Raw genomic sequence first — 12,798 nt, 5'->3', positions numbered from 1 at the left:
GAACGGTACCCATCCACGCTAGACGGGAGACAGTTCAAGAGAATCACTCGGAAGGATGATTCGACCAGCCCAACGTTTGCCGGGAGATGAACGTCGGGGGCTACGCCTCAATAACTACCGGAACGATCATCGGGCGGCGGCGGTGCTGCGTGTTGACCCAGCGACCCACGGTGCGCCTGATAACCTGCGCGAAGGCGTGGGTGTCCCGGGTACCGTTGTCCGCGGCATCCGTCAGCGCCTTGACGACCTGGGGCAGAACGGCGTCGAACACGTTCTGGTCCTCGGCGAAGCCCCTGGCCTGGATCTCCGGCCCCACGATGACCCGCCCGGTCTGGGGGTCGATCGCCACGAAGATGGAGATGAACCCCTCCTCGGCGAGGATGCGACGATCCTTGAGGTCCGCGTCGGTGATCTCCCCGACGCTCGAGCCGTCGACGTAGACGTACCCGAGGTCGAGCTGGCCGACGATCTTCGCCACTCCGTCGCGGAGGTCGATCACGGTGCCGTCCTCGGCGAGGATCGTGTTCTCCTCGGGAACGCCGGTCTGGATCGCCAGATTGGCGTTCGCCACAAGATGGCGCTGCTCCCCGTGAACCGGGAGCACGTTCTTCGGCTTGAGGATGTTGTAGACGTAGAGCAGCTCGCCCGCAGCGGCGTGACCCGACACGTGCACCTTGGCGTTCGCCTTGTGCACGACGTTCGCACCGAGCTTCATGAGGCCGTTGATGACCCGGTAGACCGCGTTCTCGTTGCCGGGGATGAGGCTCGAGGCAAGGATGACGGTGTCTCCCTTGCCGACCTCGATCTGGTGCTCGAGATTGGCCATGCGGGCGAGGACGGCCATGGGCTCGCCCTGGCTGCCCGTGGACATGTAGACGACGCGATCGTCCGGGAGGTCGACGGCCTTCTTGGCGTCCATGAGAACGCCGTCCGGCACCTTGAGGTAGCCGAGTTCCGCCGCGATGCCCATGTTGCGCACCATGGAGCGCCCCATGAGAACGACCTTGCGGTTGTTGGCGACCGCGGCATCCAGAACCTGCTGCACACGGTGCACGTGGCTCGAGAAGCTTGCGACGATAACACGACGCGGTGCCTTGGCGATGACGGCCTCGAGCACGGGACCGATGTCACGTTCGTTGGGTGTGAACCCCGGGACATCCGCGTTCGTCGAATCCGAGAGGAAGAGGTCGACGCCGGCCTCGCCGAGACGTGCGAACGCGCGCAAGTCGGTGATGCGGTCATCGAGCGGCAGCTGGTCCATCTTGAAGTCGCCCGTGTGGAGGACCACGCCCGCGGACGTCGAGATCACGACGGCGAGTGCATCGGGGATGGAGTGGTTGACCGCCACGAATCCGAGATCAAACGGGCCGAGCTTCTCCTCCTGCCCTTCCTTCACAGTCAGGGTGTAGGGCTGGATGCGGTGCTCCTTGAGCTTCGCCTCGATGAGGGCGAGAGTCAGGGTGGAGCCGATGACCGGGATGTCCTGCTTGAGCTTGAGCAGGTACGGCACGGCACCGATGTGATCCTCATGGCCGTGCGTGAGCACGATACCGAGCACGTCGTCGAGCCGATCGCGGATCGGGCTGAAGTCGGGGAGGATCAGATCCACGCCGGGCTGGTGCTCCTCAGGGAAGAGCACGCCGCAGTCGACGATGAGGATCTTGCCGTCGATCTCGAACGTGGTCATGTTGCGACCGATTTCGCCGAGACCTCCGATCGGAGTCACACGGAGTGTTCCGGAGGTCAGGGGCGGCGGCGCGAAAACTGAGACTGGCATTGGCACGAGCCTACCGCCGCATCAGCGAGTCGTGCCCGCAACCTTCGGCAGGGCGCCGCCTGCAGCGGCATTGCGGTCGGGACGGAAGTTGTCGAAACTCACGCCCGTGATGTCCTTGACGAGGTCGAGTTCGTCCTCGATCTGGGCGGCCTCCCACTCCTCCGGGCCGACAAGCGGAAGGCGAACGCGCGGGCTCGAGATGCGACCGAGGCCGTGGAGGATGTACTTCGTGGCGACCGTTCCGGGAACGTGCGTCATCGTCGCGCGGACCAGGGGCTCGAGGGATTGGTGCGCCGCGGTTGCAGTGCGCAGGTCACCGGCATTCACGGCATCCACCATCTGGCGGTACGGGGTTGCCGCGATGTTCGCAGTCACCCCGATGAGGCCCGTTGCACCGATGGCGAGGCTCGGGAGCACGTTGGCGTCGTCGCCGGAGAAGTAGTACAGGTCGGTCTGGTTGAGCACGCGGCTGACCTCGGAGAGGTCACCCTTGGCGTCCTTGACCGCAAGGATGTTCGGATGCTTCGCGGCGCGCAGGATCGTCTCGTAGGTGATCTGCACACCGGTGCGACCGGGAATGTCGTAGAGAATCACGGGCAGGTCGGTCGCGTCGGCGATCATCCTGAAGTGGGTGAGGACGCCAGCCTGGGTCGGCTTGTTGTAGTACGGCGTGACGATCATGTTGCCGTCCGCGCCCGCCTGCTCGCTCTTCTTGGCGAGCTCGATCGCGTGCGCGGTCTCGTTCGAGCCACCGCCCGTGATGACCTTCGCGCGGTCGCCAGCGACCTGCTTGGCCACCTCGACCAGCCGTATCTTCTCCGGGTCGGTGAGGGTCGAGGTCTCCCCCGTGGTTCCCGTGACGACGATGCCGTCGGCACCGGCAGTGATCACGTCGTCGATGTGCTTCTCGACATCGGCCCAGTTGACCTCACCGTCGGCGTTCATCGGGGTCACCAGGGCGACGAGCACCTGGCCAAAGGGGTTGGGGATCGTTGACACGCACCAAGGCTACCGCCAACGGGAAAGGGGCCGCACGGCTTACCGCACGGCCCCTCGTGTCCCAAGCCTGTCTAGGCGAGCGCCTTCTTCTTGAGCGCTTCGTACTCCTCGGCCGTGATCGTGCCGTCGTCGAGAAGGGCCTTGGCCGCCGCGATGTCGGATGCCGGGCCGCTGCCCGCGGCCTGGCGAATGTAGGCCGTCGCCGCGTCGTTGCTGGCCTTGGCGAACTCATGCTGGCGCTCGGCCATGCCGCGACCGCGGGCGATGAGGTAGATGAACGCAGAAAGGTAGGGGAACACGAGCAGGGCAATGATCCACAGCGCCTTGTACCAGCCGTTGAGTGCACGGTCACGGAACAGGTCGGTGAAGATCGTGATGAGGATCATCAGGTAGACCACGAAGGCGAAGATGAGGAAGGTGTTCCAGAGGAAGGTCCAGAGGTCCATGCGAGTTCTTTCTTTCAGTTTCTCCGGCCAGGTCAGGCCGGGAGTCGCGGATCGCGGGCGTTGGTAGGCGTCCCGAGGAGCGCCGCTCCCGTCTCAACTATGGCCTCGTCCGGGCCATCAGATTCCCGGTTGGCGCGAGAATCCTCGCTGGCTGGCGCAACAATGCCTCTGACACGGTAGTCGGAGGGCAATTGCCCGAATCGAGCCCTGAACGCGGAACGCAGCTCGAACGCCGAAGCGAATCCGGAGGCGCGAGCGATTTCGCTCACCGTGAGCGTTCTGCCGTGTGGCGACGCGAGCAGGTCGGCCGCCGACATCGTGCGCCGCGAGGCTATCTGATCGGCGATCGTTGAGCCGCTGTGTTCGAAAGCCCTTTGGAGGTGACGCAGGGACACGCCAAGGTACTTCGCAAGCAGTGCCGGCGCGAGTGCCCGATCCCTATGACGTTCTGCGATCTCCTCGAGCGCCTTGGCTCGAAGCACCGCGCGCTGTTCGTCGTGCTCGTCTCCAGTGTCCCCACGTTCCAGGAGGAGACCCACCGCCAGGTCCTCCAGCGCCCTGTCGATCACGCGTAGGGAGGTAGCTGTGGACATCCACTCGCGGTCGACAACAGAGCCCACGAGCGCGACGATCGGCTCCCGGAGTGACGGTGGTGCGGCGATCAACACGCGGTCGGCTCGCAACCGCACTCCGCGATCCCGGAGTCGGGACTCCGAGAAGAGGAGGTGCGTGACGCGTGCTGGCTTCAGACAGCTGAGGTCGTAGTCGCTCCATCGCGTCACGATGCACATGTCGCCCGCCGTGAGCGTGTGCCGTTCACCCATCGTCGAGTCCAGGACGATTACCCCCTCCCGCACGACGAGGAGGTGCGCGGCGTCCGGCCGTGAGAACGGAAGGCGGCGAAGTGCCATCTCAGAGACGGTGAAATCCGCCACGCTCGCATTCGGCAGCTTCCGTCGGTGGATCTCGAGATGAAACGGGGAGTCGGCGCGCACCCGAAAGGCCCGCCCGACCTGTCGAAGGATCGAGACGGGCAGCGAACGCGCGCCCGTGAGCTGCACCACGACCGTCTCGAGTTCGTCGTCGGACGGTGCCCGCAACGGCGACACCGAGAGCTCATCACTATCCACAATGTTGAGATTAGTTCTTGCGCCACGGCTAGGTCATTCCCGCGCCACAATAGGGTCGTGCAAACACGCACGCCCTACATTGTGTTCACGGTATGTACGACGCGGGCGGGCCGAAGGCTTGGGCACCGCAACGCGTCCGCTCATTGTCCTGATCTTCCGTACACCCCTCTCGAGGAGTCCGCATGAACCCCATGCCCCGGCTGCTGTCCTCTGGCCCCTTCCGATTCGGATTCATCGCCACACTCGGGGTGCTCCTGGCGCTCGTGCTGGGCACAGCCCTCGGGTCCCTGGGCTACGCGCTCACGCTCATCTTCTTCGCGCTGTTCGTGAGCCTGGGCCTCTACCCGATCGTGCTGCGGCTCGAGCGAATGAAGTTCTCACGCGCCGGGGCCGTACTGACCGTCCTGGCAGGGTTCGTGGTCATCCTCGCGCTCCTGATCTGGATGCTGCTTCCCGTGCTCATCGAGCAGGTGACGCTCCTCATCAACTACCTGCCCATCGGGTTCGACGACGTCGAACGCCAGGCATGGTTCGAGGATCTCAACGATTCGCTCGGCGGAGTACTCACGCCCTTCCTCGACCAACTCGAGGATGGCGTGAGCGACCCCAACGTCTGGGTGGCCATCACGGGCGGTGCTCTTCGCGTCGGCATCAACATCATCAACGGCACCTTCGGGGCGATCTTCGTGATCGCCCTCACCGTGTACTTCGTGGCGACGCTCGAGCCCATGAAACAAGGGCTCTACTCGCTCGTCCCTGCGTCTCGGCGGGAGGGGTTCGCCTCGATCGCGGAGGAGATCTTCGAATCGGTGGGAAGCTACCTCGGTGGGATGTTCATCCTCGCGCTGATGAACGCCGCCTTCAGCTTCGTGGTGTTGTCCATCGTGGGCGTACCCTTCGCCCCGATCCTCGCGGCGATTGCCCTCCCGATCACCTTCATCCCTGTGGTGGGGAGCCTCGTCAGCGCGGGCATCATGACCGTCGTGTCGCTCTTCACGTCTCCGGAGACGGCCCTCATCGTCGGAATCGTCATGCTCGTCTACCTGCAGATCGAGGCCTACGTGCTCACCCCGCGCATCGTCGGCAAGGCGATCCAGATTCCCGGCTCACTCGTGCTCATCGGTGCGATGGTCGGAGCGACGCTCCTGGGGCTCCTCGGCGCGCTCGTCGCGTGCCCGATCAGCGCCTCGATCCTTCTCATCATCAAGAAGGTCGTCGTGCCGGCGCAGAACGCGCGCTGACCGCGTCTACGGGGCGACGCGCCCGTTGTCGTTGAACGCCCCGTAGGTGAGCGGCATGAGGTCCGCCCAGATGGACTCCATCTGCTCGGCGGCCATCTCGATCTCGCGCTGCGGGAACGACGGGAAGTGCGTTCCCTCGCGCTTCGTGCGCAGCGAGAGGAAGTTCATGAGCGATCGGGCGTTCATCGTGACGTACATCGACGAGTAGATCGAGAGCGGCAGCACGATGCGCGCTACCTCGCGGGCGATGCCCGCGTCGAGCATCCGCTGGTACGACGCGTAGGCCTCCGTCGCCACGGCCTTGGCCTCGGAGATGGCGAGATCGGTCTGCTCCGGGCTGCCGGGCAGGAACTCGTAGGCACCGGCCTTGCCCACCTGGACGAGGTTGCGCTCGGGGCCGGGAACGTAGAACACCGGGTTCAGCTCGCGATAGCGGCCGCTCTCCTCGTTGTACGAGGCGATGCGGTGCCGCATGAACTCGCGGAAAACGAAGATGGGCGCCTGAACGTAGAAGGTCATCGAGTTGTGCTCGAACGGTGACCCGTGGCGGTCGCGCATCAGGTAGTTGATGAGGCCCTTGCTGCGGGATGTATCGAGCCCGGCGTCCTGCGCCTGCTCCAGCGTCTGCTCCCCCTGGGTCGACACGCGCGCCGCGAACAGCACGTCGGAGTCCTGTGCGCTGGAGCGTACGAGCTCCACGGTCACATCGGAACGGAACTGGACCTCGGGCTTCGTCTCATCAGGCACGGCCTTCACGATAGCGAGAGTTCGCCCCGTCATATGCCGCAACACTCAGGCAGAGGGGTTGGACGACTTCTACATTTGCTCCATGTCGCTTCCGCTCATCGTCGTGGTGCTGGTCACCCTGGTGGCGTTCGCCACGGCGATCGGCCTGCTGTGGCGATCGCGCCAGGGTCGAGTCGTGCAGGTGGACGCAGGAACCATCGTCCGGGTCTCGGACGTGCCCGGGTTGCGTCGGCTGCCGCGCGGGGCGACGCTCCTGCAGTTCTCGACCGAGGTCTGCGCTCCGTGCCGCGCGACGCACACCGTTCTCGACGCGGTTGCCGCCGAGCGCACCGACATCGCCCACATCGACCTGGACGTGACTCGCCGTCCGGACCTCGCGAGCAGGTTCAACATCCTGCAGACCCCCACGACGCTGATCCTGGACGGCCGCGGAGTCGTTCGTGCCCGCATTGGTGGGGCACCCCGACGAGCCGATCTCCAGGCGGAGCTGGACCGCGTACTCGTCGCATGACCCGGAGGCAGCAATGACGACATCCACCTCGACGACCACCCCCACCCGGGGCATCGACCCGCGCTCGCCCCGCTTCGGTGCCGGCATCACGGCCGTTCTGCTGCTCGTCGTGGTCGGTCTGGCACTGGCATCCCCCGTCGTGTCAACTCCCATAGAACGTGCGACACAGCCCGCCTTCATACTCTTCGCGGCGATCAGCGCCCTCTTCGCGTGGGGTGCCTTCGCCGGCATCCGCCGCCACCCCTACGGCGCGATCTTCCGAAAGCTGGTGCGCCCGCGCCTGTCCGCCCCGACCGATCTCGAGGACCCTGCTCCGCCGACCTTCGCCCAGGGTGTCGGTTTCGTCATCACCCTCGCTGGCCTCGTGCTGCAGCTCGCCGGGGTTCCGTTCGCCCTCGTCGTCGCGGCATCCGCCGCCTTCATCGCCGCCTTCCTGAACTCGGTGTTCGCCTACTGCCTCGGATGCCAGATCTACCTGCTGCTCGCTCGCGCGGGAATCCTCGGCCGAAAGGATGCCGCCGGCGCCTCAGCCGCCTAGTCTGGAATCGACGAAAGGGGCTCCATCGATGTCAGTCACCAGCGAAGCCACAACCCTCTGGTTCGGCGATCTGAAGAGCGGTTCAGGTACCACCTCACTCGATTCCTCGGATGCGGCGGAGTTCCCCGTCACGTGGGCCGCGCGTTCGGTCGGCGAGGCAGGCCAGACCAACCCGGAGGAGCTCCTCGGCGCCGCGCACTCCGCCTGCTACTCGATGGCCTTCTCCAATGCACTCGCCGGCAACGGCACGCCGCCGGAGAGCCTCCAGGTGACGGCCGCCGTCACGTTCGACCCCGGAGAGGGCATCACGGGAAGCCATCTCCTCGTGAGCGCCAAGGTCCCAGGCATCAGCGATGAGGACTTCCAGCGTCTCGCCGAGGAGGCCAAGGGCGGATGCCCCGTCTCCCGTGCACTCGCCGGCATCCCGATCACCCTCGAAGCCAGCCTCGCCTGATGGCGCGCGGCGGTGCCGCTGACGGCACCATCCACACGGTTCTCGTCAGCGGTGCTTCCGGATTCATCGGCACGGAACTGTGTCGGCAGCTCGAGGCCGACGGTCGCACGGTGCTCCGTCTCGTGCGCCACGCGCCGGCGACGGAGTCCGAGTTCCGCTGGTCTCCCGAGGGCGGAACCATCGACCAGGCTGCGATCGAGGCGGCCGACGCCGTCGTGAACCTCGCGGGGGCCACCACCGGGCGGATCCCCTGGACCCCAAGCTACAAGCGCCAGATACTCGACTCGCGGGTGAAGGGCACGACGACGATCGTCGAAGCAATCAACCGCGCCACCTCGCCGCCCGCCGTGCTCGTGAACGGTTCGGCCGTCGGCTACTACGGGGATCGCGGCGATGAGGTGCTCGACGAGCAGTCAACGAAGGGCACAGGCTTCCTCGCCGACGTCGTGGAGGACTGGGAGAACGCCGCCCGCCGGGCATCCACCCGGGTTGTGCTACCCCGCACGGGTGTCGTCGTCGGCCGGGGTGGTGCCTTCACCCCGCTGCTCGCCCTCACGCGGGTCGGACTCGGCTCGCGATTCGGATCGGGGAGCCAGTTCTGGCCGTGGATCAGCCTCCATGACGAAGCGGCGGCGATCCGCCACCTCATCGACTCGTCGCTCGACGGCGTCGTCAATCTCGCGGGTCCAACCCCTGCGACCTCGGGCGAGATCACGGCGACACTCGCCGACACGCTGCGGAGGTGGCATCCGTTCGTCGTCCCCGCGTTCGCGATCAAGGCGCTCGGGGATGCCGGTAGGGAGCTGCTGCTGAACAGCCAGCGTGTGACGCCGAGCCGGCTCGTGCTCGACGGCTTCGGGTTCCGTGACATCACCGCGACCGAGGCCATCGAGCGAACGTTCGCCGCTGGCGTTTAGGCCTCCGCGCGCCGTTCCCGGCGCTCGAACGCGATGGCCTGTCGCGTGGCCCAGCGGGCCCTGCGGCGGTCTCCGCTCGCGTCATAGGCGAGCCCCAATCTCAGCCAGTCGCGCCACGACTCGGGCGATTCCTCGACGGCGGCCTGGTAGGTGGGAAACTCGAGGTCGGCGGCCGCCCGGTCGATGCGACCGCTCGGCGAACGCGGCAGATCGTCCTCGGGCAGGCCACCCTCTGCACCGAGCCGCGCGACGAGGCGGTTGCCGCGGGCCACGAAGAGAATCTCGGAGAGGAGCGCCCACGCCCCGATGACGGGAAGCACGATGAGCGCGGCACCGATGCCGACGGCGATCGCATCTCCCGAGCCCAGGAGAAGGAACGCGTACTGCGCGACCGCGACGAGGTAGAGCGCGAGGAGCACCGCCATGACGATGGTGCCGATGCGGGCGCTCATGAGGGGTCGCTCGTCGGCATCCCCACGTCGATGAGCTTGTCGAGGCCCACGATGAGCCCCTTGGCCTCTCTGGCAGCCCGAAGGCTCACGAGGATTCCGGCCTCGTACGAGGTGCGTGACAGGGTCTCGTGGCTGATCGTGACACGCTCGCCCTCTCCGCCGAAGTAGACGTCCTGGCGGGCCGAGACCCCCTGCATCCGCACACTGTGAATGGGGATGCTCGATACCTGCTGCCCGCGTGCGCGCTGGTCGACGTGGGGTGCTGCGACGGGGCCGATCTCCTGGCGAGCTGCACCCATGAGTTCGGCAGTGCGGACGGCGGTGCCGGAGGGCGAGTCGACCTTGGAGGCGTGGTGGGCCTCGACGATCTCGATGGAGTCGAAGAAACGAGCGGCGTGAGTGGCCAGGGCGGTCGCGAGCACCGATCCGATGGAGAAGTTCGGCACGACCACGACGCCGACCTGCGGCTCCGGTCCCAGGAGCCGTTTGATTCCCGCGAGTCGTTCGCTCGACCACCCGGAGGTGCCCACGAGAACGTTGATCCCGAGTTCGATCGACTTCTCGACGACACGTTGCGAGACGACGGGGATGGTGACATCCACCACCAGATCAGCGCCAGCGATGTCATCGAGCGAATCACGGGAGGAGATGAGGGCGGCGACTTCGAAGTCGTCAGACGCCTCGACGAGGGCGGTCATGACCGTACCCATGCGTCCCGGGGCTCCGACAATGGCAACGCGTGTGGGCATGTGGCCAATCTACCAAGTCACCCTGCCGGGCTAGAACGGCTGGTCGGCTGGCATGCCCGTTCGCAGCTCCGGGGCGAGGTGCCCGAGGTCGTTGTGCGTGACGAGCACAGGCGGCTTCGCACTGCGTACCCGGATGATCGTCAGCCCGCAATTGGCCTGGTTGATGCCGAGCCACCGCCACGCAGGAGCCCCGAAGACCTCCCGCACGAACCATGCGATCACGAAGTTGTGCGTGATGAGCAGGTCGTGTCGGTCTTCGCGCGCAGGCACGAGGAACTCGTCCACGGCGTCGGCCATCTGCGCCTGCCCCGCCTCGATCTCCTGCGGGGTGATGCCGCCGAAGAACGGCTCGAACGCGGCGGGCATGCTGGGCTCGGGCCCAGAGGGGATGCAGTCCATGAGTAGTGCACTCGGCACCGAGCCCAGTGCTGGCATCCGTTCGGTCATGATCGCGGCGGTCTCCTCCGCGCGCTGCAGCGGGGAATGCCAGGCGCGGGAGAAGGGAACTCCCCCGAGCCGTTCGGCGATCGCTCGCGCTTGCCGCACGCCGCGGGGACTCAGCGGACCATCGGGGAGCCCGTACTCGGCGTCGAGCTGCTCCCCATGCCGTACCAGGTAGATGTAGTGAGCCATATCTGGCACCTCTGTTTCTTGCCGCGAGGCGGCGCTGTTATTGCGGAAGCAGGCCAGGCGACACTGCCAGGCCGGCGAGAGAGTCTGCATCGACGGAACCCACAGCCGCGACCGACAGCGGCCGCGCAGCGAGGAGCTCCGCGAGCTCGCGAACGTCGTCGACGGTCACGAGGTCGAGTCGTCGGAGTGATTCGTCGAGGTCGGCGAACTCACCGAGGGTCAGCTCGCTCCGCGCGAGCCGAGACATCCGCGTATCGGAGTCCTCGAGCGAGAGGGCCGAGCCACCAGCGAGCTGCCCCACGGCACGACGCAACTCGTCGGTGCTCACGACCTCACGGGCGACGCGCTCGAATTCCGTGACCATGAGCTCGGCGACCTGTGCCGTCTTGGCGGGAGAGCAGCCGGCGTACATCCCGACCAGGCCCGCGTCCGAGTAGCTCGCAGCGAACGAGTATACGGAGTAGGCGAGCCCCCTCTGTTCACGGATCTCCTGGAAGAGCCTGCTCGACATCCCCCCACCGAGGATGGAGTTGAGTACTGCGAGAGTCGAACGGCGTTCGTCGGATGCCGCGAGGCCCGAAACTCCGATGAAGAGGTTCGCCTGCTCGAGAGGCCGCTGCACGACCACGAGCGGGCTCCCACGGTCGATGATCTCGGCGGCCGCACTGCGCCGTGCCACCGGTGTCGCCTGCTGCTCCAGGTCCCACCCCGCTGCGGCGAGTGCCGCACTGGCGCGGGCGACGAGCTCGTCGTGGTCGACAGCACCGGCGACCGTGATCACGAGGTCCTGGGGGCGGTAGTTCTCGCGGTAGTGCCCCACGACCGCGTCGCGCGAGACCGCCTCGATCGCGGCCGGGTAGCCGCCGATGGGCCTGCCCAGGGGATGCTCGCCGAAGACGGCCTCGAAGAAGCGCTCGTTCGCGACATCCGACGGGTCGTCGTCGGCCATCGCGAGCTCCTCGAGGATGACGGCGCGCTCGGTGACGAACTCGTCAGCGTCGATAAGCGATGACGTGAACATGTCCGCGAGTACGTCGATGGCCATAGGCAGGTCGCGATCCTGCACCTTGGCGTAGTAGCAGGTGTACTCCTTGGCCGTGAGCGCGTTGTGCTCGCCACCGACCGAGTCGAAGGCGATCGCGATGTCGAGCGCGGTGCGCGATGCGGTGCCCTTGAAGAGAAGGTGCTCGAGGAAGTGCGTCGATCCGAAGGTCTCCGGCCGCTCGTCGCGCGATCCGACCGCGACCCAGTATCCGATGGTCGCACTCCGCGCGCCGGGAACGCTCTCGCTGAGGATTCGCACACCGCTCGGAAGGACCGTGCGGCGGACGAGGGATCCCCCCGATGCCGCGAAGGTGAGGTCAGCAAGGTCGAGCGGGAGTGGTACGGCGCCATTCATCGCTCCTGAGCCTACGTCATGGGTTGCTCGGGAGGCTGAGAAGGGGCCAGAAGGGTGTGCCCCATTTTGGGGTAAGGAAAGGAGGACAAACAGACTGGTCTGTCTGTCCTCATTAAGCTACAGTGATCTCCGGGCACCCGAAGCCCGGGCATATCCGCTAACCCGATGGCGGATATGCATAATCCCCCGCAAAGGAGTCGCGCTGTGATGATCGTCGAGGATTCTCCGCTCACGCAGCGCGCTCCTGCGAAGGGTCGCATTCTGGAGACGGCCTCTGTCTTGTTCTACGAGGACGGGATTCGCAACGTGGGCGTCGACCGCATCATCGCTGCGTCGAGCGTCACCAAGGCCACGTTCTACAAGCACTACCGGGCCAAGGACAACCTCATCATCGAGTACATCTCGGGCCAGCACCGCGCCGTCCGGGCCAACCTCGAGAGCCTCATCGAGGCTTCCCCCACCCCCGAAGCCGCGCTGCGGGCGTTTGTCTCCGCCGTGGCGGCCGAGGTCGGCGCTCCTGGCTTCCGCGGATGTGCGTTCATCAACGCCGCTGCCGAGTTCCCCGACCCGAACCACCCCGTCCGCGTGATCGTGAGCGACCACCGCGAGTGGTACGTCGAGACCCTCGCCGACCTGCTTCGCAAGCTCGGGCATCCGGTACCAGGCGATGCCGCTGACGAGCTGCTCCTTGCCAGGGACGGCGCCTTCTCCGGTGGCTACGCCGGCGACTCGATCGCGGCCATCGCGGCCATGAGCCGCGTCGCGTCCCGCGTCATCGCGGACGCACGCGCGGCCGCGTAGGCCG

Annotated in this window: 15 protein-coding genes; 6 read left to right on the top strand and 9 right to left on the bottom strand. The window is 66.3% G+C overall.

The window, feature by feature from the left end; all coding sequences use genetic code 11:
• Nucleotides 1-100: 100 nt before the first annotated feature.
• From HDC94_RS08225 to HDC94_RS14890, 4 genes are all read right to left on the bottom strand, one after another.
• Nucleotides 101-1,777: a ribonuclease J gene (locus tag HDC94_RS08225; protein ID WP_179496559.1), complete on the bottom strand. Its 1,677-nt coding sequence runs from the start codon at nt 1,775-1,777 to the stop codon at nt 101-103.
• Nucleotides 1,778-1,798: 21 nt separating this feature from the next.
• Nucleotides 1,799-2,776, bottom strand: a complete 978-nt coding sequence (dapA, locus tag HDC94_RS08220; RefSeq protein ID WP_179496557.1) for a 4-hydroxy-tetrahydrodipicolinate synthase — start codon at nt 2,774-2,776, stop codon at nt 1,799-1,801.
• Between the two features lie 71 nt (nt 2,777-2,847).
• The gene (locus HDC94_RS08215; protein ID WP_179496555.1) at nt 2,848-3,222 is read right to left on the bottom strand and encodes an SHOCT domain-containing protein; all 375 of its coding nucleotides are present in this window, start codon (nt 3,220-3,222) and stop codon (nt 2,848-2,850) included.
• Nucleotides 3,223-3,254: 32 nt separating this feature from the next.
• A complete protein-coding gene (locus tag HDC94_RS14890) occupies nt 3,255-4,352 on the bottom strand; it encodes an AraC family transcriptional regulator (protein ID WP_179496553.1) in 1,098 nt (365 codons plus the stop codon).
• Nucleotides 4,353-4,534: 182 nt separating this feature from the next.
• Between HDC94_RS14890 and HDC94_RS08205 the strand changes: the two genes are divergently transcribed.
• Nucleotides 4,535-5,593 (top strand): AI-2E family transporter, encoded by a 1,059-nt coding sequence (locus HDC94_RS08205; protein ID WP_179496551.1) that lies wholly within the window; start codon nt 4,535-4,537, stop codon nt 5,591-5,593.
• A 6-nt stretch (nt 5,594-5,599) separates the two neighbouring features.
• On the opposite strand, the gene thyX is transcribed toward HDC94_RS08205, so the two are convergent.
• Nucleotides 5,600-6,349, bottom strand: a complete 750-nt coding sequence (thyX, locus tag HDC94_RS08200; RefSeq protein ID WP_374757267.1) for an FAD-dependent thymidylate synthase — start codon at nt 6,347-6,349, stop codon at nt 5,600-5,602.
• A 73-nt stretch (nt 6,350-6,422) separates the two neighbouring features.
• Here thyX and HDC94_RS08195 point away from each other — a divergent pair, with 73 nt between their 5' ends.
• The 4 genes from HDC94_RS08195 to HDC94_RS08180 are packed head-to-tail and all read left to right on the top strand — an operon-like array spanning nt 6,423 to nt 8,760.
• Complete coding sequence (locus tag HDC94_RS08195) at nt 6,423-6,851, top strand: thioredoxin family protein (protein WP_179496547.1); 429 nt, start codon at nt 6,423-6,425, stop codon at nt 6,849-6,851.
• Between the two features lie 13 nt (nt 6,852-6,864).
• Nucleotides 6,865-7,389, top strand: coding sequence for a DUF4395 domain-containing protein (locus tag HDC94_RS08190; protein WP_179496545.1), 525 nt, complete (start codon nt 6,865-6,867; stop codon nt 7,387-7,389).
• Between the two features lie 28 nt (nt 7,390-7,417).
• Entirely contained in the window at nt 7,418-7,843 is a 426-nt protein-coding gene (locus tag HDC94_RS08185) for an OsmC family protein (protein ID WP_179496542.1), read from the top strand.
• Complete coding sequence (locus tag HDC94_RS08180) at nt 7,843-8,760, top strand: TIGR01777 family oxidoreductase (RefSeq protein ID WP_179496540.1); 918 nt, start codon at nt 7,843-7,845, stop codon at nt 8,758-8,760. Before HDC94_RS08185 ends, HDC94_RS08180 begins: the two co-directional genes overlap by 1 nt.
• Here HDC94_RS08180 and HDC94_RS08175 read toward each other — a convergent pair.
• From HDC94_RS08175 to HDC94_RS08160, 4 genes are read right to left on the bottom strand one after another with little or no spacing between them, the layout of a single operon-like run.
• Nucleotides 8,757-9,212 (bottom strand): hypothetical protein, encoded by a 456-nt coding sequence (locus HDC94_RS08175; protein WP_179496538.1) that lies wholly within the window; start codon nt 9,210-9,212, stop codon nt 8,757-8,759. The genes HDC94_RS08180 and HDC94_RS08175 overlap by 4 nt on opposite strands.
• Nucleotides 9,209-9,961 carry a 4-hydroxy-tetrahydrodipicolinate reductase gene (gene dapB / locus HDC94_RS08170; protein WP_179496536.1) on the bottom strand — a complete coding sequence of 251 codons (753 nt, stop codon included), beginning with the start codon at nt 9,959-9,961 and terminating at the stop codon, nt 9,209-9,211. The genes HDC94_RS08175 and dapB overlap by 4 nt, the downstream gene beginning before the upstream one ends.
• A 30-nt stretch (nt 9,962-9,991) precedes the next feature.
• Nucleotides 9,992-10,594, bottom strand: coding sequence for a histidine phosphatase family protein (locus HDC94_RS08165; RefSeq protein WP_179496534.1), 603 nt, complete (start codon nt 10,592-10,594; stop codon nt 9,992-9,994).
• 37 nt (nt 10,595-10,631) lie between these two features.
• On the bottom strand, nt 10,632-11,993 hold the full coding sequence (locus tag HDC94_RS08160; protein ID WP_179496532.1) for a pitrilysin family protein: 1,362 nt from the start codon (nt 11,991-11,993) through the stop codon (nt 10,632-10,634).
• Nucleotides 11,994-12,200: 207 nt separating this feature from the next.
• Here HDC94_RS08160 and HDC94_RS08155 point away from each other — a divergent pair, with 207 nt between their 5' ends.
• The gene (locus HDC94_RS08155) at nt 12,201-12,794 is read left to right on the top strand and encodes a TetR/AcrR family transcriptional regulator (protein ID WP_179498941.1); all 594 of its coding nucleotides are present in this window, start codon (nt 12,201-12,203) and stop codon (nt 12,792-12,794) included.
• Nucleotides 12,795-12,798 lie beyond the last annotated feature (4 nt).

This window comes from Leifsonia sp. AK011, assembly GCF_013410945.1.
In the GTDB taxonomy this organism is placed as follows: Bacteria; Actinomycetota; Actinomycetes; order Actinomycetales; family Microbacteriaceae; genus Rhodoglobus.
The sequence above is the reverse complement of the archived record's forward strand: the minus strand, read 5'-3'. Positions and strand labels throughout refer to the sequence as shown.